Below are 19,780 nucleotides of genomic sequence, written 5' to 3' on the forward strand. Positions count from 1 at the left end.
TCCGTAGTGACAATGGTGAATATGCTGTGTAGCGCGGGGATGTTAATGCACTTTCAACGGTTTGGCCAACATGCCAAGCAGGGCTTCCAGGCCGTCGATGGGTGGCAAGCAAGTAACGCCGGCACAGACCCAGGCGTTGACACGTTCCGTCTCCGGTTTGCGCAAGGGGGGCGGCCGTTCGTCCCCGCCCGTAGGGGCCACGGCGAGCAGCCAGGGCGCCGGCAGGCGGCCGATTTCGTCCTGCCAGCGGGCCAACTCCGCGGCCGGTCCCTGCAGCACGGCCAGGGCCGGGGGGCTCAGCTCGTCGCCGAGGACATTGAGCAGGCCCGGGTGGGCGCCGGGATGCTGGCGCAGGTCGGGCAGGAACAGGGCCAGGGCGCGGCGGGCGGCGGCGGCATAGCGGGGCTCGCCGCTAAGCAGGGCCAGGCGCCCCAGGGCAAAGGCGGCAACGCCGTTGCCCGACGGCGTCGCATGGTCCTCCACCGGCTTGGTGCGGTGAATCAGGGCCTCATGGTCGTGGGCGGTGAAGAAGAAGCCGCCTTCCTCCCGATCCTCGAAGTGCTGCAGCAGGGCGTCGGCCAGGGCCACGGCACAGCGGTAGTCGGCATCGCGCCAGCCGGCCTGGAGCAACTCCAGCATGGCCTCCAGGAGGAAGGCATGGTCGTCCAGATAGGCCGGCAGCCGGGCCCGGCCATCCTTCCAGGCGGCCAGCAGCCGCCCGTCCCGCCAGAGCTCACGCTGCAGGAAATCGGCCGCCCCGCAGGCCAGGCCCAGCCATTCGGGCCGGCCGAAGGCCCGGGCGGCCCGGGCCAGGCCCTTGATGGCCAGGGCGTTGCAGCCGGTCAGCACCTTGTCGTCCCGCCCCGGGCGGATGCGCTCGTTGCGGGCCGCCAGCAGGGTGTGCCGGGCCCCTTCCAGCTGCTGGCGCGCCTCGCCGGGCGTCAGGCGCAGGCGTTCGGCCACCTGCTCCAGGGGCTGCACCTGGCGCAGGTGCCATTCGGCATCCTCGAAATTGGGCGGACCATCCAGGCCCCAGTGGATGGAAGCCACATCCCATTGCTGGGGCGGCAGCAGGGCATGGACCTCCCGGGCGGTCCATAGGTAGAAGCGGCCTTCCTCGCCCTCGCTGTCCGCATCCAGGGCGGCGGAGAATGCCCCGTCAGGCAGCGCCATTTCATGCTGCAGCCAGGCGACGATGCCCTCGGCCGCCTGGCGGAACACCTGCTTGCGGCTCAGGGCCCAGGCTTCGGCATAGAGGTGAAGCAGCTGGGCGTTGTCGTAGAGCATCTTCTCGAAGTGGGGAATGCTCCACTGGGCATCGACGCTGTAACGATAGAAGCCACCGCCCAGGTGGTCGTGGATGCCGCCCTCGGCCATCCGTTCCAGGGTCGTCAGGGCCATGTCCCGGGCGTGGGGATCGCCGGTGGCGGCATGGCGGCGCAGGAGGAAGTCCAGGGCGGCAGGCCGGGGAAATTTGGGGGCGCCGCCAAAGCCGCCACGGCGCCGGTCGTAGTTGGCGTCCAGCTCCGCCACGGCCTGGGCCAGGGGGTCCGCGTTGAACAGGGGCTCGCCCCGCACCGCCCGGGGCAGGGTGCTGCCGAAGGCCTCGCGCATGGTGCGGCCCTGCTCGGCAATCTCGTCCTGCTTCTCGGTAAAGGCCCGGGCCACGCTGTGCAGCACTTCGACAAAGGCCGGCAGGCCGTGACGGGGTTCCCGCGGGAAATAGGTGCCGCCGAAGAAGGGCATGGCGTCCGGCGTCAGGAACATGGTCAGGGGCCAGCCGCCGGGGCGGCCGACCAGCATCTGGTGGGCGGTCTGATAGACCTGGTCCAGGTCGGGGCGCTCCTCCCGGTCCACCTTGATGTTGATGAAGAGGCGGTTCATCTCCGCCGCCACGGTTGCATCGGCGAAGCACTCATGGGCCATGACATGGCACCAGTGGCAGGCCGAGTAGCCGATGGAGAGCAGGATCGGCCGGTTTTCCGCCCGGGCCCGGGCCAGCGCCTCCTCGCCCCAGGGATACCAGTCCACCGGGTTGTCGGCGTGCTGCAGCAGGTAGGGGGAGGTTTCTGCGGCGAGGCGGTTGGGCATGACGGGCAGTCGACTAGAGAGGTTGTGTCTGGGACAGCATCCGGGGCGGGGGGTTCAGGCCTCGGCACTTTTCGCCAGGGCATCCACCAGGGCGACGGCGAAGCCGGACAGGCTGGCCCGGTTGCGGACGCAGATCTGCAGGTCGCGCCGGGCCCAGGGCTCGGACAGTTCCAGCACCGTGGGCGGCCGTTCCCGGTCGGCGAAGACCAGGGCCGAACGGGGCACCAGGCCGATGCCGACGCCGGCTCCCACCATGCGCAGCACGGCGCCGAAACTGCGCACCTGGATGCGCACGTTGAGGTGGCGTCCCTGGGCCGCCGCCGCATTCATGGTGAAGGTGTGGATGGCGCTGCCGGCGTGGAGCATGACGAAAGGGTAGTCCAGCACGGCGCCAAAACCCAGCCCGGCAGGCTCGTCGCGACGGGCTTCCAGGGGATGGCCGGCGGGCACCACCAGCACCAGGCGGTCCTGGCGATAGGGCAGCAGTTCCACCCCGGAGCTTTCCACATGGCCCGCCACCACCCCCACTTCCACTTCGCCGCCGGCCACGGCCAGGGCGATATGGGGACTGGTGTGCTCCTCCAGGGTGACGCTGACCTGGGGATGGTCCCGCAGGAAACCGGCCAGGTCCATGGGCAGGAAGGTGTGGGTGGCGTGGGTATTGGCCCACAGGCTGACGTGGCCGCGGATGCCCTGGGCGTAGGGCGCCAGGTCGGCATGCATCTGCTCCAGCTGGGCAAACACTTCCCGGGCGTGGCGCAGCAGGGATTCGCCGGCCCGGGTCAGGGCCACGCCCCGGGCCTGGCGGGTGAGCAGGGGCGTGCCCAGGGCGTCCTCCAGCTGACGGATGCGGTGGCTGGCGGAGGAGGGCGCCAGATGGGCCTTCTCGGCGCCCCGGGTGAGGTTGCGCTCCTCCGCCACGGCCAGGAACAGTTTCAGGTCGACAAGATCGTAGCGCATGGAAGGTTTCGGCTTTGACGAAGGCTTGCTTGGGAGTTTACCAATTGTTCCAGCTTTGGCGAGGGCTGAAAATCCAAACACTTCGTCTTGCCCGAATCGAACTCCATGCCCTGGAAACACTGGAACTCCGACCGCATCGGCGTCGCCCTGGCCGTCCTGGCGGCGTTCGGCTTTTCCTTCAAGGCCATCTTCGTCAAGCTGGCCTATGCTGCCGCCCCGGTGGATGCCGTCACCCTGCTCTCCCTGCGCATGGTCTTTTCCCTGCCCGCCTTCCTCTGGATCGGCTTCACCGCCGGCAATGCCGTCCCCCTGACGCGGCGCGACTGGGGCACCCTGGTGGTGCTCGGCGTCCTCGGCTACTACGCCTCCAGCATGCTCGACTTCCTCGGCCTGCAGTACATCTCGGCCGGTCTGGAACGGCTGATCCTGTTCACCTATCCGACCCTGACCGTGCTCATCGGCGTGCTGTTCATGGGCCAGTCCCTGGAGAAGCGCCAGGTGGGCGCCCTGCTGCTGTCCTACGCCGGCATCGGCCTGGCCTTCGCCCACGACCTGCAACTGGGCGGCGACGTGGCCACCCTGCTCACCGGCGCCGCCTTCGTCTTCGGCTCGGCCCTCACCTACGCCATCTACAGCGCCGGGGCCGAACCGGCCATCCGCCGCCTCGGCTCGGCCCGCTTCGCCGCCCTGGCCATGCTGGTGTCCACCACCGCCACCCAGCTGCACTTCTTCGCCACCCAGCCCCTCGCCGCCCTGGTGCAGCCCCTGCCCATCTATCTCTACGGCGCCGCCATGGCCCTTTTCTCCACGGTGCTGCCCATCCTCTGGCAATCCGCCGCCATCCGCCGCATCGGTGCCGCCCGGTCGGTGCTGATCGGCACCCTGGGACCCGTCCTCACCATCTTCTTCAGCTGGTGGCTGCTGCAGGAGCCCGTCTCCGCCGCCCAGTTGGCCGGCGCCGGCCTGGTCCTGGCAGGCGTCCTGCTGGTCAGCCGAGCAAAGAAAAGCGCCCGCTAATAGCGGGCGCTTTTCTTTCCAGATAACTCCAGCGAAGCCGGGGGGATGCTCAGACCGTGGCGCTGGCCTTCTTCAGCACGGCGTAAATCTCGTCCTTCAGCGCCAGCTTTTCCTTCTTCAGGGCTTCGATCTGCTCCGGGGAGCCGGATTCGATGCGGGACTCCATGTTTTTGACCTTCTGGTCGATCTCGTTGTGCTTCTGGAAGAGATTCTGGAAGTGGCGGTCGCTGGTCTTGAGTTGGGAAATCAGGTCGCGGTATTCAGGAAACATGATGACGCTCCACACTGGGTTGTTATGTAAATCGACAGTTCCATTGTACGAGCCTCGCCGCCAGAACAAAACCTCCATGGCCGTCTCCGCGCCGGCAAAGAAAAACCCCGGCCGCCACGGCGCGGGGGTTGCCCCTGACCTTTGCACAGCACCCCCGAGGGGTACGCCGCCAGCGACCGGCTCAGCGGTTGCCGAGCCCCAGACGCTGCCAGATCTCACTGGTCAGGCCGGACTGGTTCATGGAATAGAAATGCAGCCCCGGGGCGCCGCCGGCCAGCAGCTTCTGGCACAGCTCGGTAACCACATCCAGGCCGAAGGCCTTGATGGAATCGGCATCGTCGCCGAAGCCTTCGAACTTCTTGCGCATCCAGCGGGGGATTTCGGCGCCGCAGGCATCGGAGAAGCGGGCCAGCTTGGCAAAGCTGGCAATGGGCATGATCCCCGGGACGATGGGGATGGTCACTCCGGCGGCCCGCACCGCATCCACGAAATGGAAGTAGGCGTCCGCGTTGTAGAAGTATTGGGTGATGGCGGAATTGGCACCCGCATTGACCTTGCGCACGAAAGCCTGCAGGTCGTCGTCGGCGCTGCGGGCCTGGGGATGCCATTCCGGATAGGCGGCCACTTCGATATGGAAGTGATCGTCGGTCTCGGCCCGGATGAACTCCACCAGCTCGTTGGCGTAGCGGAATTCGCCCGGGTCGGCCATGCCGGAGGGCAGGTCGCCGCGCAGGGCCACCACGCGACGGATGCCCTCGGCCTGGAACTCGGCCAGGATGCCGCGGATGGACTCCCGGGAGGAGCCGATGCAGGACAGGTGGGGCGCCGCATCCAGGCCGGCGGCGACGATTTCGCGCACGGTGGAGAAGGTACGCTCCCGGGTGGAACCGCCCGCACCGTAGGTGACGGAGAAGAAGGCCGGCTTCAGGGCCGCCAGCTTGTCCCGCACCAGGCGCAGCTTCTCCACGCCTTCCGCCGTCTGGGGCGGAAAGAATTCGATACTGAACGTCTTGTCGTTCATGGCGTCTGCCTTTCCTCCAGCAACTGCAGCCGGGTACCGGGCGGCAATTCCTGGGAAGCTTTGGTGATGAGGCCGACGGGTCCCCGGACCCAGCCCTGACTGATCAGGTCCCGGGCCAGGGCGCGGGAGGCGGCCAGACCCTGTTCCACCAGCAGCACGTCGGCGCGCACGCCCTTGCGGACGTGGGGCACCGCCTCCTGGCGCACCTTGGGTGGCGGACGGGAACTGCGGCTGTGGAACGAGTTCATGGACATGGCGGGTCCCGACCCATCGTCTGCAGGCCGCCTCCGGCAAGGGAGACGGCCCGGCTACGGCTTAGTAGCGGTAGTGGTCGGCCTTGTAGGGGCCTTGCACGGGCACGCCGATGTAGTCGGCCTGCTGCTGGGTGAGGGTGGTCAGCTGCACGTTGAGGGTCTTCAGCTGCAGGCGGGCCACCTTCTCGTCCAGGTGCTTGGGCAGGGTGTAGACACCCACCGGGTAATCGGCAGTCTTGGTGAACAGCTCGATCTGGGCGATGGTCTGGTTGGCGAAGGAGGAGCTCATCACGTAGCTGGGGTGGCCGGTGGCGCAGCCCAGGTTCACCAGGCGGCCCTTGGCCAGCAGGATGATGCGCTTGCCGTCGGGGAAGATGACGTGATCGACCTGGGGCTTGATCTCTTCCCACTGGTACTTTTCCAGGGAAGCGACGTCGATTTCGTTGTCGAAGTGGCCGATGTTGCAGACGATGGCGTTGTTCTTCATCTTCACCATGTGGTCATGGGTGATGACGTGGAAGTTGCCGGTGGTGGTGACGAAGATGTCGGCCTTGTCGGCAGCGTATTCCATGGTGACGACGCGGTAGCCTTCCATGGCGGCCTGCAGGGCGCAGATCGGGTCGATCTCGGTGACCCAGACCTGGGCGGAGAGGGCGCGCAGGGCCTGGGCGGAACCCTTGCCCACGTCGCCGTAGCCGCAGACCACGGCGATCTTGCCGGCCACCATGACGTCGGTGGCGCGCTTGATGCCGTCCACCAGGGATTCGCGGCAACCGTAGAGGTTGTCGAACTTGGACTTGGTGACGGAATCGTTCACGTTGATGGCGGGGAACTTGAGGTCGCCGCGGGCGTGCATCTGGTACAGGCGGTGCACGCCGGTGGTGGTCTCTTCGGTAACGCCCTTGATCTTTTCCAGACGCACGGAGTACCAGGTGGGGTCCTGGGCCAGCTTGGCCTTGATGGCGGCGAAGAGGATGGTCTCTTCTTCGGAACCGGGCTTGGCCAGGACGGAAATGTCCTTCTCGGCCTTGGCGCCCAGGTGCAGCAGCAGGGTGGCATCGCCGCCGTCGTCCAGGATCATGTTGGAATAGCCACCGTCGGCCCATTCGAAGATGCGGTGGGTGTAGTCCCAGTACTCGGTCAGGGTCTCGCCCTTGACGGCGAAGACGGGGATGCCGGCAGCGGCGATGGCGGCAGCGGCGTGATCCTGGGTGGAGAAGATGTTGCAGGAAGCCCAGCGCACTTCGGCACCGAGAGCCACCAGGGTCTCGATCAGCACCGCGGTCTGGATGGTCATGTGCAGGGAGCCGGTGATGCGGGCGCCCTTCAGGGGCTGGCTCTTGGCGTACTCCTCGCGGATGGCCATGAGACCGGGCATTTCGGTCTCGGCAATCTTGATTTCCTTGCGGCCCCAGGCGGACAGGCCCAGGTCGGCGATCACGTAATCTTTGAATTCAGCCACAGCAGTGCTCCTTAAGAACTGTGGCCGGGGAGGGGAGGGAGTGCGATAGCAGGGCTCACCTGGCCCCCTGCGCCCGGCAGGGTTGTAAAGGTGAGCGCCGTTGAAACTGGTCTCCCCTGGCGGGGCAGACATCCGAGCCTGGGACCTTGCCGGCCTCGCAGCGCTCCTCGGAAGTGGCGGATTATAGACGGAAATACCGGTCGGGGAAATTCCCCGGCCGGCCCCCCCGCACCGGGCTCAGGCCGCCGCCGTGCTCCAGATTTCGTCCACGTTGCCAATGCCCCACTTGGCCGGGTCCTCCCGGCCGGCGATCTTGTCGTGCACGCCGGGACGGGACAGGTCCAGCAACTCCGGCGCAATGTGGGCATTGGACTTGGTGGAAAAGAAGACCTTGACCCGGGGCGCCAGCAGGGACTTCTCGCTCTGCTCCACCACCACCCCCAGCCGCCCCGATTCGAGGCGGACGAAGGAGCCGATGGGGTAGATGCCCAGGCTCTTGACGAAGGCCTGGAAGACCCGGGGATCGAAATGCCCGTCGGCCCACTCGGCCATCTTCTTGATCGATTCGGCCGGGTCCCAGCCGGCCTTGTAGGGGCGGTTGGAGGTAATGGCGTCATAGACGTCGCAGACCGCCCCCATCTTGGCCAACAGGCTGATCTCGTCGCCCTTGAGGCCCTTGGGGTAGCCGCCGCCGTTCATCTTTTCGTGGTGGTGCAGGCAGACGTCCAGCGCCTCCGGCGGCACCCCCTTGCCTTCCAGCAAGACCTTGTGCCCTTCTGCGGGGTGGGTCTTGATGACCGCAAATTCTTCGTCGGTCAGCTTGCCCGGCTTGTTGAGGATTTCTGCCGGGATGAAGGCCTTGCCCATGTCGTGCAGCAGGCCGGACAGGCCCGCCAAGCGGGTCTGCTGCTCGTCCAGGCCGAGCTGGCGGGCCAGGGCCACCATCAAGGCGCAGACGGCGACCGAGTGCATGTAGGTGTAATCGTCGGCCGTCTTCAGGCGGGCCAGGCTGATCAGGGCGCCGGGATTGCGGGCCACGGAATCGGCGATCTCCTCCACCAGCACCTGGGCCTGCTCCGCATCCACGGCCTTGCCCATGCGGGCCTCCTGGAACATGGACACCACGGCCTTCTTGGCGCTGTTGCAGATTTTCGCCGCCCGCTGCATCTCCACCGCGGTGCTGGTGCGCTCCAGGGAGCGGGTGGCCTGGGCCTCCCGCACCTGTTCCTCGGCCACCAGGGCCTCGGACTCGGTCTCGCTGATGGCCGCCTCGCCGGCTTCCACGTCCAGCCCCTTGCCGGCATCGATCCAGACTTCGGTGATGCAACTGGCGCGAATGGCGCGGATGTCCTCCGGGTCCTTCAGGACGAAGGAGTTGCGCCAGAACGGATGATCGATCCAGGCGCCACAGAAGGATTTGAGATACATGCCGACACGCAGTTGTTCGACATGGATTTTCTTGAGCATGGGGGACAGGCAGGAGGCGGAAAACCCCCATTTTATGCCCAGGGGAAGGCAAATTGCGGAAATTGCCCCCGGCCCTGGGAATCACCCCAGGGCCGGGGACCAAGGCACTAGGGCTGGGCGGCCTTGGCGGCCTCCAGGTTTTCCCGCATGAAACGCTTGTTGATCTTGCCGATGCTGGTACGGGCCAGGGTCTTGACGAAGGAAACCTGCATCAGCACCCCGTAGCGGGAGACCCCCAGGGTTTCCGCCAGGTGGGCGGCATGGTTGCGGATGGCGTGCTCGGTGACCTGGCCTTCCATTTCCGGCTTCAGTACCACCAGGGCCAGGGGCCGCTCGCCCCACTTCTCGTCCTTGACCCCGATCACCGCCACCTCGTGCACCGCCGGGTGCTGGCCGATGATGTCTTCCAGCTGCAGGGAGGAAGTCCACTCGCCACCGGTCTTGATCACGTCCTTGATGCGGTCGGTGATCTGGATGGAGCCGTTGGCGTCGATGTTGCCGATGTCGGCGGTGTGCAGGTAGCCCCCACCCCACAGCTCTTCGGCCGCCGCCGGATCCTTCAGGTAGCCCTGGGTCAGCCAGGGGGAGCGCACCACCAGTTCACCGACGGCCTGGCCGTCGTGGGGCTGGGGCCGCATTTCCGGATCGACGATGCGCAGGTCCACCAGGGGCAGGGGCAGGCCGGTACGGGCGCGCAGGGCAGCCTGCTCGGCCAGGGGGGCCTGCAGCTTGGCCGTGGGCAGGTGGGCCACGGACAGGATGGGACAGGTCTCCGACATGCCGTAGCCGGTGAAGACGTCGATCCCCTTTTCCAGGGCCGCCACCGCCATGGCCTGGGGCAGGGCGGAGCCGCCGATCATGACCTTCCAGCCGGACAGGTCCGTCTCCCTGGCCAGGGCGTGGTTGAGCAGCATGTGCAGGATGGTGGGCACGCAGTGGGAGAAGGTGACCCGCTCCCGGGCCTTCAATCGCAACAGCACCTCGGGCTGGTAACGTCCCGGGTAGACCTGCTTCAGGCCCAGCATGGTGGCCACGTAGGGCAGGCCCCAGGCATGCACGTGGAACATGGGGGTGATGGGCATGTACACATCGTCCCGGTGCAGGCGGCCCTGTACCGGCGCGGTGCCGAGGCCGGTGGCAGCGCCCATGGTGTGCATCACCAGTTGCCGGTGGCTGAAATAGACCCCCTTGGGCAGGCCCGTGGTGCCGGTGGTATAGAAGGTGGTGGCCTTGGCGTTCTCGTCGAAGTCGGGGAAGTCGTAATCGGTGGCGGCAGCGGCCAGCAGCTCTTCGTACTCCCCGGCGAAGGAGACCGGGGCCTGCATTTTCTCCGGATTCTCATGGTCGCCGTGGATCAGGACGAAGGTCTTGACGCTCTCCAGGCGCTCCGCCATGGCCTGCAGCAAAGGAAAGAACTCGCTGTTCACCAGCACCACGTCGGCCCGGGCATGGTTCAGGGTGTACAGCATCTGCTCCGCCGTCAGGCGCACATTCACCGTCTGCAGCACGGCGCCCATCATGGGCACGGCGAAGAAGCATTCCAGATAGCGGTGGCTGTCCCAGTCCATCATGGCCACCGTGTGGCCGGGCTCCACCCCCAGGGCCGCCAGGGCGTTGGCCAGGCGGCCGATGCGCTGCTGCAGGGTGCGGTAGGTGTAGCGGACGCTGTCCCGGTAGACGATTTCCTGGTCCGGCGCATGGGCCAGGGGGGTGTGCAGCAGATGCTTGATCAGCAGCGGGTAGGAATAGGCGGACGGAGTGGTCTCGATGAGTTGGACCGGCATGGCGTTCTTCCTCGTTTTTATTTATGTCGGTACGGCTGTGTTCTCAAGGGGGATGTTACAGGAGGGTGACAGGCACCGTAAGGCGCGGCCCGCGCCGCCCCCCGATCTGCGGGCAATAAAAAAGCCCGCCCCCGGCAGGGGACGGGCCTGTGACGACTGCGGCCGGGCTTAGAGGCCGGCGTCGCTCTTCAACAGGGCGGCGCGGTCGGTGGCTTCCCAGGTGAATTCCGGCTCGTCGCGGCCGAAGTGGCCGTAGGCGGCGGTCTTCTCGTAGATGGGACGCAGCAGGTCGAGCATGTTCACGATGCCCTTGGGACGCAGGTCGAAGTGCTTGCGCACCAGGGCGGTCAGGGTCTCGTTGCTCACCTTGCCGGTGCCGAAGGTCTCCACCATGATGGAGGTGGGCTCGGCCACGCCGATGGCGTAGGAGACCTGCACCAGGCACTTGCTGGCCAGGCCGGCGGCGACGATGTTCTTGGCCACGTAACGGCCGGCGTAGGCGGCGGAACGGTCCACCTTGGAGGGGTCCTTGCCGGAGAAGGCGCCGCCGCCGTGGGGCGCGGCACCGCCGTAGGTGTCCACGATGATCTTGCGGCCGGTGAGGCCGCAGTCACCCTGGGGACCGCCGACGACGAAGCGGCCGGTGGGGTTCACCAGGTACTTGATGTCGCCCTTGATCAGTTCCTTGGGCAACACCGGCTTGATGATTTCCTCGATGGTGGCTTCCCGGATGGCTTCCAGGCTCATGTCCGGGGCGTGCTGGGTGGACAGCACCACGGTGTCGATGGAATCGGGCTTGCCGTCCACGTAGCGGATGGTGACCTGGGACTTGGCATCGGGACGCAGCCAGGGCAGGCGGCCGTCCTTGCGCAGCAGGGCCTGGCGCTCCACCAGACGGTGGGAGAGGAAAATCGGCAGGGGCATCAGGGACGGGGTTTCGTCACAGGCGTAGCCGAACATCAGGCCCTGGTCGCCGGCGCCCTGGCCCAGGTTGTCGTCGTAGGCCTTGTTCACGCCCTGGGCGATGTCCGGACTCTGCTTGTCGTAGGCCACCAGCACGGCGCAGCCCTTGTAGTCGATGCCGTATTCGGTGTTGTCGTAGCCGATGCGCTTGATGGTATCCCGGGCCACCTGGATGTAATCCACGTTGGCATTGGTGGTAATCTCGCCCGCCAGAACCACCAGACCGGTGTTGCAGAGGGTCTCGGCGGCGACGCGGGAATGCTTGTCCTGGGCCAGGATGGCGTCCAGGATGGCATCGGAGATCTGGTCGGCGACCTTGTCGGGATGGCCTTCGGAAACGGATTCCGAGGTAAAGAAGTATTCAGCCATGTGTACTGCTCCTAAAGAATTCCCCGTATTACTTGACCGGCGCGACCGGCTCCGGGGGAGAGCAGGCGACGCTTTAGCAGTATTTGTGAACCGCCCTGCAAGTTGTCCTGATTAACTCGGCGGCCGATAATTCTATTTTTTCGCCGGCCCCGGGTCAAACCCGTCGCTCCCGGCAATTTGAGCGCCATCAAAAATACGTTCCGCGAGCCCACCCCTTGAGCCTTCTCTTCCGCCTCCTCGCCTGCCTCCCTCTGGCCTGGCTCCACGCCCTGGGCGCCCTGCTCGGGCGCCTGGTGTACCGCCTGTCCGCCACCTACCGCTCCCACCTGCAACAGAATCTGGCCCTGGCCTACCCGGCCGACGCCGCCACGGACCTGATCCCGGCCATTGCCCGGGAGGCGGGAAAAGGCGTTCTGGAATTGCCCAAGGTCTGGCTGCGCCCCCTGGAGGAAGTGGCGGCCCGGGTGGTGCAGGTGAGCGGCTGGGAGCTGGTGGAGTCGGCCTGGACGGAGGACGAAGGCATCATCTTCCTCACTCCCCATCTGGGCTGCTTCGAGATCACTGCCCAGTACTATGCCCGCCAGGCGGCCCGGGCCCGGCCAGCAGCCCCCATCACCGTGCTCTTCCGCCCGCCCAAGCTGGAGTGGCTGGGCCGCATCATCGCCGCCGGCCGGGCCCGGGGCGAACACCTGAAGCTGGCCCCGGCCGACCTTTCCGGCGTACGGGCCCTGATCCGGGCACTGAAGCGCAAGGAGGCGGTGGGCCTGTTGCCGGACCAGGCCCCCGGTGCCGGCGAAGGCAAATGGCTGCCCTTCTTCGGTCGCCCCGCCTACACCATGACCCTGGCGGCCCGCCTCTCGGAAGCCGGCGGCCGGGTGATCTTCGCCTACGGCGAGCGCCTGCCCCACGGCCGCGGCTACCACCTGCACCTGCAGGCGCCGACCCAGCCCCTGACGGGCGACACGGTGGCCCGGGCGGCCCAGATCAACCGGGAGCTGGAAACCCTGATCCGCCAGTGCCCGAGCCAGTACCTGTGGGGCTACAACCGCTACAAGCGCCCCCGGGGCGCCGAACCGGCGCCGACAGCGGCGGAGGACTGCCGGTGACCCGCCTCGCCCTGGCCCTGCTCTGGCTCTGCCACTTCCTGCCCCTGCCCCTGCTGCGGGCCCTGGGCGCCGCCTTCGGCTACCTGCTGTACCTGCTCGGCGCCGAACGGCGGCGGGTCACCCACACCAACCTGGCCCTGTGCTTTCCCGAACTTGGCGAAGGGGAACGCCGGCGGCTGGTCCGGCGCCATTTTGTCGCCTTCGGCCAGTCCTTCCTGGACCGGGCCCTGCTCTGGCACGCCTCCCCGGCCCGGCTGCGACGCCTGATCCAGGTTGAAGGCTGGGACAACCTGCCCCGGGACGGCGCCCCCACCCTGGTCCTGACGCCCCATTTCCTCGGCCTGGATGCGGGCTGGAGCGCTCTGACCCGGGACCGTCCCATGCTTTCGGTCTATTCCCAGCAGAAGAACCCCCACTTCAACGCCGCCCTCTACGCCGGCCGCATGCGTTTCAACACGCCCAACCTGCTCTCCCGCCAGGACGGCATGCGCAAGGTGGTGAAGGCCCTGGCCGAGGGGCGGCCCTTCTACTACCTGCCGGACATGGACTTCGGCCCCCGGGACGCCATCTTCGTGCCCTTCTTCGGCATCCCCGCCGCCACCATCACCGGCGTCGCCCGCCTCGCCGCCCTGGGCAAGGCCCGGGTGGTGCCCTGCATCGCCGAGATGACACCCCGCGGCTACCGGGTGCGCCTGCTGCCGGCCTGGGAACATTACCCCAGCGGTGACGTCACAGCCGATACCCGCCGCGTCAATGCCTTCATCGAGTCGGAGGTACGGCGCATCCCGGATCAGTACTACTGGGTACACAAGCGCTTCAAGACCCGGCCCCCAGGCGAAGCCCGTTTCTACTGAGCAGCACCGCGAAAGACCCGCCATGCCCTCCTCCGCACCGCCCATCCCCCTGATCCGCCCCGTCGCCCGGGAAGAGGTGGGCGCCATCGCCCAGCTGGCCCGCACGGTCTGGCAGCTTGCCTACCGGGACATCATCAGCCAGGCCCAGATCGACTACATGCTGGGCCAGCGCTACGGCGCGCCCCGCTTGCTGGAAGAGCTGGCCCGCCCCGACATCTGGTGGGACCAGGCCTTCGTCGGCGCCCGCCGCCTCGGCTTCGCCGCCACCCAGGCCACCGCCACCCCGGCCGAATTCAAGCTGGACAAGCTCTACGTCCATCCCGAGGCCCAGCGCCAGGGCATCGGCAGCGCCCTGTTGCAGCACGTGGCCCAACGCTGCCGGGCCCGGGGCGGCAAGCAGCTGATCCTGGCGGTGAACAAGAACAACGCCCAGGCCATCGCCGCCTACCGCAAGAACGGCTTCGAAGTACGGGAGTCGGTCTGCGTCGAGATCGGCAACGGCTTTGTCATGGATGACTTTATAATGGCCCGGTCCCTCGCTTGAAAGCACGCAGGCCAACGCCATGAAACTCGAATTCACCAAGATGCACGGACTGGGCAACGACTTCGTCGTGCTCGACGGCGTGCGCCAGAACATCACCCTCACCCCGGCCCAGCTGCGCTTCCTCGCCGACCGCAACTTCGGCGTCGGCTGCGACCAGATCCTGCTGGTGGAAAAGCCCGGCCAGGCCGGCGTCGATTTCCGTTACCGCATCTTCAATGCCGACGGCAGCGAAGTGGAGCAGTGCGGCAACGGCGCCCGCTGTTTCGTCCGCTTCGTGCACGAACAGGGCCTCACCGACAAGCGGGAAATCAAGGTGGAAACCAAGTCGGGCATCATCAGCCCCCGCCTGGAGGCCGACGGCAACGTCACCGTGGACATGGGCAAGCCCGTCTTCGCGCCGGACCGCATCCCCTTCGTTTCCCCCACCGACGCGGTGATCCAGCCCCTGCAAGTGGGCGACCAGGAAGTGGCCATTACCGCCGTTTCCATGGGCAATCCCCACGCCGTGCAGGTGGTGGAAGACGTGGATACGGCGCCGGTGGCCATCCAGGGCCCCATGATCGAATCCCACCCGCGCTTTCCCCAGCGGGTCAATGCCGGCTTCCTGCAGGTGGTGGACCGGCACAGCGTGCGCCTGCGGGTCTATGAGCGGGGCGCCGGCGAGACCCTGGCCTGCGGCACCGGCGCCTGCGCCGCCGTGGTGGCCGGCATCAGCCGCGACCTGCTGGATTCCCCGGTGCGCGTCAGCACCCGGGGCGGCGAACTGAGCATTGCCTGGAACGGCCCCGGCACCCCGGTGCACATGACCGGCCCGGCCGTCACCGTCTTTAGCGGAGAAATCGAACTGTGAGCGACATCCAAACCCCGCGCCTCTCCGGCGCCGACGTGGCCGAATACCTGGAACACAACCCCCAGTTCTTCGAAGAGCACGCCGACCTCATTTCCCGGCTGGTGATTCCCCACCCCCACGGGGGCCGGGCCATCTCCATCACCGAGCGGCAGATGCTCACCCTGCGCGACAAGAACAAGGCCCTGGAAGGCAAGATGGCCGAACTGCTCGGCTTCGGCGAAGCCAACGATGCCATCAGCGAAAAGATGCACCGGCTGGCGGTGGCCCTGGTGGCCGCCACCACCTTCCAGGCGGTGATCCACATCCTGGATTTCCACCTCAAGGAAGACTTCGCCATCCCCCACGTGGCCCTGCGCCTGTGGGACCAGCCGGAAGGCGTGGGCGAGCTGCCCGAGTTCGCCGCCGTCTCCGAGGAACTGCAGGTCTTCGCCGAAACCCTGGGCCGGCCCTACTGCGGCTCCACCTCCGGCTTCGAGACTTCCACCTGGTTCGGCGACACCTCCGCCCACATCCGTTCCCAGGCCCTGGTGGCCCTGCGCAACGGTGGCGGCACCTTCGGCATGATCGCCATGGGCAGCGAGAGCATGGACCGCTTCTACGCCGACATGGGCACCCTCTACCTGGAACGGCTGGGCGAGATCGTCTCCGCCGCCATCGGCCGGGCCCTGCGCCACTAGGCAAGGCGGGCTCCATGGACGGCCACAGCCTCGCCGGAGCCTTCCTCGACGAACTGGCGACCCAGCGTCGCCAGTCGCCCCACACCGTCAGCAACTACCGCCGGGACCTGGGCAAGCTCCTGGCCCTGGCCGCCGAACTGCCGGGCAGCCCGGGCCTGGGCGAACTGCAGTCCCACCACATCCGCCGCTTCGTCGGCCTGCTCCACGGCCGCGGCCTGGCGGGCCGCTCCCTGGCCCGCAGCCTGTCGGCCTGGCGTGTCTTCTACCGCTGGCTCGGCCGCCACGGCCACGCCGGCCACAATCCCTGCGAAGGGGTGCGGCCGCCCAAGAGCCCCAAGGCCCTGCCCCGCACCCTGTCGCCGGACGAGACGGCCCGCCTGCTGGAAACCTCCATCGATCCGGACGATCCCCAGGAGCTACGGGACCAGGCCATGTTCGAGCTGTTCTATTCCTCCGGCCTGCGCCTGGCGGAGCTGGCCGAGCTGGATGTGGATGCCCTGACCGACATCGGCGGCGGCGAAGTCCGGGTCCACGGCAAGCGGGACAAGGAGCGGGTGGTGCCCGTCGGCAGCAAGGCGCGGCAGGCCCTGGCCGCCTGGATGGCGCGGCGGGCCGAGCTGGCCCGACCGGAGGAAAAGGCCCTCTTCGTCGGCGCCCGGGGCCGGCGCATCGCCCACGGCATCATCCAGCAGCGCCTCTCCCGCCGGGCCCTGCTGGCCGGCCTGCCCAGCCACGTGCATCCCCACATGCTGCGCCACTCCTTTGCCAGCCACGTGCTGCAGTCCTCCGGCGACCTGCGGGCGGTGCAGGAGATGCTCGGCCATGCCAGCATCGCCTCGACCCAGGTCTATACCCACCTGGATTTCCAGCACCTGGCCCAGGTATACGACACCGCCCATCCCCGGGCCAAGCGCAAGTAAGGCCATGGCCAAGCCCGATCCACGCCAGGACCTGAGCCGCTACCGGCGCAACCAGCAGGGCGAGGTGGACAGCGCCGCCCTCTACCAGGCCATGGCCGAGGCGGAAGCCAGGCCGGAACTGGCCGCCATCTACCGCCGCCTGGCCGCCGCCGAGGCGGCCCACGCCCAGTTCTGGCAACGCCGCCAGGAGCGGGCCGGGCAGCCGGCCCCGAACCTGGGTCCCACTTGGCGCGCCCGCATCCTCATCTGGCTGGCCCGGCACCTGGGAGCCGCCAGCGTCCTGCCCACCGTGGCGGCCCGGGAAAGCCTGGACCAGACCAGCTACGACGACCAGCGGGAATCCCGCCACACCGACCTGCCGGCCCAGGAGCGGGCCCACGCCCGCCTGCTCTTCCGCCTCACCTCCATGGGCAACGGCGGCCGCTGGGACGGCGGCGCCTATGCCCGCCTGGAAGGGCGCCACGGCGCCGGCGGCGGCAATGCCCTGCGGGCCGCCGTGCTTGGCGCCAACGACGGCCTCGTTTCCACCCTCAGCCTGGTCATGGGGGTGGCCGGCGCCCAGTTCTCCAATACGGCCATGCTCGCCACCGGCCTGGCCGGCATGCTGGCCGGCGCCTGCTCCATGGCCATGGGCGAATGGATCTCGGTGCAGAGCAGCCGGGAAATGTACGCCCACCAGATCGCCGCCGAAGCGGAGGAACTGGCCGAAGTGCCGGCGGAGGAGCAGGCCGAGCTGGCCCTCATCTACCAGGCCAAGGGCTTCACCGCCGAGGAGGCCGCCGCCATTGCCGCCCGGGTCATCCAGAACCAGGAGACGGCCCTCGACACCCTGACCCGGGAAGAACTGGGCATCAACCCGGACGACCTGGGGGGCTCCGCCGGCACCGCCGCCCTGGCATCCTTCGCCGTATTCCTGGTGGGCGCCCTCATTCCCATCCTGCCCCTGCTGTTCCTCCAGGGCAGGGCCGCCGTCATGGGCAGCGCCGTGGCCAGTGCCCTCGGGCTGTTCCTCATCGGCGCCGCCATTTCCATTTTCACCGGCCGCCATCCGGGCCGGGCCGGCCTGCGCCAGCTGCTCATCGGCATGGCCGCCGCAGCCGTCACCTACGGCGCCGGCTACGCCGTCGAGGCCTGGCTGGCCGCCTGACCGCCCCTATCGGCGCGGGCCGTGGCGCCGTACGGCATCGCCCGGTACACTGCGCACCTTTGCCGCCGCCGCGGCGCCGCTTTGCAAGGTCTGCCCATGTCCCAACTCATCCTCTTCCCCGGCAAGGAACGCTCCCTGCTGCGCCGCCATCCCTGGATCTTCGCCGGCTCCGTCGGCCGGCTCAAGGGCAAGGCCCGGCCCGGCGACACGGTGGAGGTGCTGGCCGACGACGGCAAGTTCCTGGCCCGGGCCGCCTACAGCCCCGATTCCCAGATCCGGGCCCGGGTGTGGACCTTCAATGAAAACGAGACCATCGACGACGTCTTCTTCAAGCGCCGCATCGCCGAGGCCGTGGCCCGGCGCCGCAACCTGCCGGAGTTGAAGAACGAGGAAGGCGTGCGTCTTCTGCACGGCGAATCCGACGGCCTGCCCGGGGTCGTCTGCGACCAGTACGGCGACACCCTCTCCCTGCAGCTGACCTCGGCCGGCGGCGAGAAGTGGCGCAAGGCCATCGTCAATGCCCTGGTCCAGGCCACCGGCTGCGCCCGCATCTACGAGCGCTCCGATTCGGACGTGCGCCGCCTCGAAGGCCTGGAGCCGGTCACCGGCTGGCTCCACGGCGAGGCCCCGGCCGGCGATCTCTCCATCATGGAGAACGGCGTGCGCCTGCTGGTGGATGTGGTGGGCGGCCACAAGACCGGCTTCTACCTGGACCAGCGGGAAAACCGCCTGCTCACCGGCGCCCTGGCGGCGGGCAAGAGCGTGCTCAACTGCTTCTGCTACACCGGCGGCTTTTCCCTGCAGGCCCTGGCTGGCGGGGCCGCCTCCGTGCTCTCCATCGACTCCTCCGGCCCGGCCCTGGAGACGGCCAAACGCAACCTGGCCCTCAATCCCCAGCTGGATGCCGCCCGGGCCGAATGGTGGGAAGCCGACGTGTTCACCGCCCTGCGCGAGCTGCGCAAGGCCGAGCGCAAGTTCGACCTGATCGTGCTCGACCCGCCCAAGTTCGCCCCTTCCGCCGCCCACGCCGACCGGGCAGCCCGGGCCTACAAGGACATCAACCTGCTGGGCTTCCGCCTGCTCAATCCGGGCGGCCTGCTATTCACCTACTCCTGCTCCGGCGGCATCGGCAACGAGCTGTTCCAGAAGATCATCGCCGGCGCCGCCCTCGACGCCGGCGTGGATGCCCGCATCCTGCGCCACCTGGCGGCCGGTCCGGACCATCCCATCGCCCTGGCGGTGCCGGAAGGCGAATACCTCAAGGGCCTGCTCTGCCAGGTGTGACCCCCGGCGCCTCGCCACGGCTGCCGCTGCAATAGCATCGACAATATTCCGTCGACATATTTTCATTCCGAGCCTATGCTGCATGGGCAGTCGGCGCGGCCGCCCATCGATGTCGTAATACATTGGTAATAAAGCACTTTCCAACAAGACCGCCCGCCGCCTGCAACGCACGGCATCGGGCGGCATGGCGACTGCCGCGACCGATATCCATCCTCCGCCGCCACTGAAGGAGTGCATCATGGCTATTCTGAGTTTCAACGGCCGGGTCAATATCGCGGTCCGCATCGTCACCGAACAGTACCCCGCCGCCAAGCTGTACGAAGCCGACGGCATCGCCTCCAAGGGCCCCACCACAGACCCGGCCCAGATCGACCAGCTGCGGGTGGTGTTCCAGAATTCCAACAACACCACGGTCATCATCAAGTCCACCGGCTACGGCGAATTCGGCGCCCCCGTGCTCATTCCCGAACCCTGGCTGGAGGACGTGGTGATCCAGTGGCCGGTGCCCATGGACCTGCCCGAAGCCAACAAGCTTAAGGAACAGGCCGGCTTCACCCAGGCCTACGGCGCCGTGACCCTGCGCAATCCCCTGGGGCCCAAGCTGGGCAATCCCTACTTCATTTTCGGAGGCAACCCGAGCCAGCCCTACGTCTTCGTGGACGTGGTCACCGGCCAGGTGCACCAGGGCCGCTGATCCTCCGGCGGCGTTCCAGGGCCGGGGGGGGGGGGGGGGGGGGGG

19 protein-coding genes and 1 riboswitch are annotated in these 19,780 nt (G+C 67.7%); of the genes, 10 read left to right on the forward strand and 9 right to left on the reverse strand.

The features are described from left to right. Window positions 1–42 precede the first annotated feature (42 nt). Window positions 43–2,091, reverse strand: a complete 2,049-nt coding sequence (locus AC1RTA_RS00885; RefSeq protein ID WP_492783735.1) for a thioredoxin domain-containing protein — start codon at window positions 2,089–2,091, stop codon at window positions 43–45. A gap of 54 nt (window positions 2,092–2,145) precedes the next feature. Next, the gene (locus AC1RTA_RS00890; RefSeq protein ID WP_014235744.1) at window positions 2,146–3,051 is read right to left on the reverse strand and encodes a LysR family transcriptional regulator; all 906 of its coding nucleotides are present in this window, start codon (window positions 3,049–3,051) and stop codon (window positions 2,146–2,148) included. A 105-nt stretch (window positions 3,052–3,156) separates the two neighbouring features. Here AC1RTA_RS00890 and AC1RTA_RS00895 point away from each other — a divergent pair, with 105 nt between their 5' ends. Beyond that, window positions 3,157–4,068 (forward strand): DMT family transporter, encoded by a 912-nt coding sequence (locus AC1RTA_RS00895; protein WP_492783736.1) that lies wholly within the window; start codon window positions 3,157–3,159, stop codon window positions 4,066–4,068. A 49-nt stretch (window positions 4,069–4,117) separates the two neighbouring features. Here AC1RTA_RS00895 and AC1RTA_RS00900 read toward each other — a convergent pair whose 3' ends face one another. The 7 genes from AC1RTA_RS00900 to metK form a co-directional block, all read right to left on the reverse strand. Continuing rightward, the gene (locus AC1RTA_RS00900; RefSeq protein ID WP_014235750.1) at window positions 4,118–4,339 is read right to left on the reverse strand and encodes an HP1242/YdcH family protein; all 222 of its coding nucleotides are present in this window, start codon (window positions 4,337–4,339) and stop codon (window positions 4,118–4,120) included. Window positions 4,340–4,520: 181 nt separating this feature from the next. Continuing rightward, on the reverse strand, window positions 4,521–5,360 hold the full coding sequence (gene metF / locus AC1RTA_RS00905; protein ID WP_152090079.1) for a methylenetetrahydrofolate reductase [NAD(P)H]: 840 nt from the start codon (window positions 5,358–5,360) through the stop codon (window positions 4,521–4,523). Further along, entirely contained in the window at window positions 5,357–5,614 is a 258-nt protein-coding gene (locus tag AC1RTA_RS00910; RefSeq protein WP_014235752.1) for a S4 domain-containing protein, read from the reverse strand. The genes metF and AC1RTA_RS00910 overlap by 4 nt, the downstream gene beginning before the upstream one ends. A 61-nt stretch (window positions 5,615–5,675) precedes the next feature. Beyond that, window positions 5,676–7,076, reverse strand: a complete 1,401-nt coding sequence (ahcY, locus tag AC1RTA_RS00915) for an adenosylhomocysteinase (protein WP_130459736.1) — start codon at window positions 7,074–7,076, stop codon at window positions 5,676–5,678. Window positions 7,077–7,161: 85 nt separating this feature from the next. Beyond that, window positions 7,162–7,251: riboswitch (S-adenosyl-L-homocysteine riboswitch) on the reverse strand. A gap of 62 nt (window positions 7,252–7,313) precedes the next feature. After that, the gene (locus AC1RTA_RS00920) at window positions 7,314–8,543 is read right to left on the reverse strand and encodes a cyclic di-GMP phosphodiesterase (protein ID WP_152090081.1); all 1,230 of its coding nucleotides are present in this window, start codon (window positions 8,541–8,543) and stop codon (window positions 7,314–7,316) included. Between the two features lie 107 nt (window positions 8,544–8,650). Then, window positions 8,651–10,327, reverse strand: coding sequence for a fatty acid--CoA ligase (locus AC1RTA_RS00925; RefSeq protein WP_014235755.1), 1,677 nt, complete (start codon window positions 10,325–10,327; stop codon window positions 8,651–8,653). A 168-nt stretch (window positions 10,328–10,495) separates the two neighbouring features. Beyond that, complete coding sequence (gene metK, locus AC1RTA_RS00930) at window positions 10,496–11,659, reverse strand: methionine adenosyltransferase (protein ID WP_014235756.1); 1,164 nt, start codon at window positions 11,657–11,659, stop codon at window positions 10,496–10,498. Between the two features lie 215 nt (window positions 11,660–11,874). Between metK and AC1RTA_RS00935 the strand changes: the two genes are divergently transcribed. The 9 genes from AC1RTA_RS00935 (at window position 11,875) to AC1RTA_RS00975 (ending at window position 19,735) form a co-directional block, all read left to right on the forward strand. Beyond that, window positions 11,875–12,765, forward strand: coding sequence for a lysophospholipid acyltransferase family protein (locus AC1RTA_RS00935; protein ID WP_492783737.1), 891 nt, complete (start codon window positions 11,875–11,877; stop codon window positions 12,763–12,765). Further along, complete coding sequence (locus AC1RTA_RS00940; protein WP_492783738.1) at window positions 12,762–13,619, forward strand: LpxL/LpxP family acyltransferase; 858 nt, start codon at window positions 12,762–12,764, stop codon at window positions 13,617–13,619. The genes AC1RTA_RS00935 and AC1RTA_RS00940 overlap by 4 nt, the downstream gene beginning before the upstream one ends. A 22-nt stretch (window positions 13,620–13,641) precedes the next feature. After that, complete coding sequence (locus AC1RTA_RS00945; protein WP_492783739.1) at window positions 13,642–14,163, forward strand: GNAT family N-acetyltransferase; 522 nt, start codon at window positions 13,642–13,644, stop codon at window positions 14,161–14,163. A gap of 19 nt (window positions 14,164–14,182) precedes the next feature. After that, entirely contained in the window at window positions 14,183–15,013 is an 831-nt protein-coding gene (gene dapF, locus AC1RTA_RS00950) for a diaminopimelate epimerase (protein ID WP_014235760.1), read from the forward strand. Next, window positions 15,010–15,690 carry a DUF484 family protein gene (locus tag AC1RTA_RS00955; protein WP_014235761.1) on the forward strand — a complete coding sequence of 227 codons (681 nt, stop codon included), beginning with the start codon at window positions 15,010–15,012 and terminating at the stop codon, window positions 15,688–15,690. The genes dapF and AC1RTA_RS00955 overlap by 4 nt, the downstream gene beginning before the upstream one ends. A gap of 14 nt (window positions 15,691–15,704) precedes the next feature. After that, complete coding sequence (gene xerC, locus AC1RTA_RS00960; protein WP_152090087.1) at window positions 15,705–16,610, forward strand: tyrosine recombinase XerC; 906 nt, start codon at window positions 15,705–15,707, stop codon at window positions 16,608–16,610. A gap of 4 nt (window positions 16,611–16,614) precedes the next feature. Continuing rightward, window positions 16,615–17,757, forward strand: coding sequence for a VIT1/CCC1 transporter family protein (locus AC1RTA_RS00965; RefSeq protein WP_492783740.1), 1,143 nt, complete (start codon window positions 16,615–16,617; stop codon window positions 17,755–17,757). Between the two features lie 96 nt (window positions 17,758–17,853). Further along, a complete protein-coding gene (locus AC1RTA_RS00970; RefSeq protein WP_492783741.1) occupies window positions 17,854–19,041 on the forward strand; it encodes a class I SAM-dependent rRNA methyltransferase in 1,188 nt (395 codons plus the stop codon). A gap of 238 nt (window positions 19,042–19,279) precedes the next feature. Beyond that, window positions 19,280–19,735, forward strand: coding sequence for a hypothetical protein (locus tag AC1RTA_RS00975; protein WP_014235765.1), 456 nt, complete (start codon window positions 19,280–19,282; stop codon window positions 19,733–19,735). The last annotated feature ends 45 nt before the right edge of the window (window positions 19,736–19,780 follow it).

It is taken from the genome of Azospira sp. MPR-E4 (assembly GCF_058809645.1).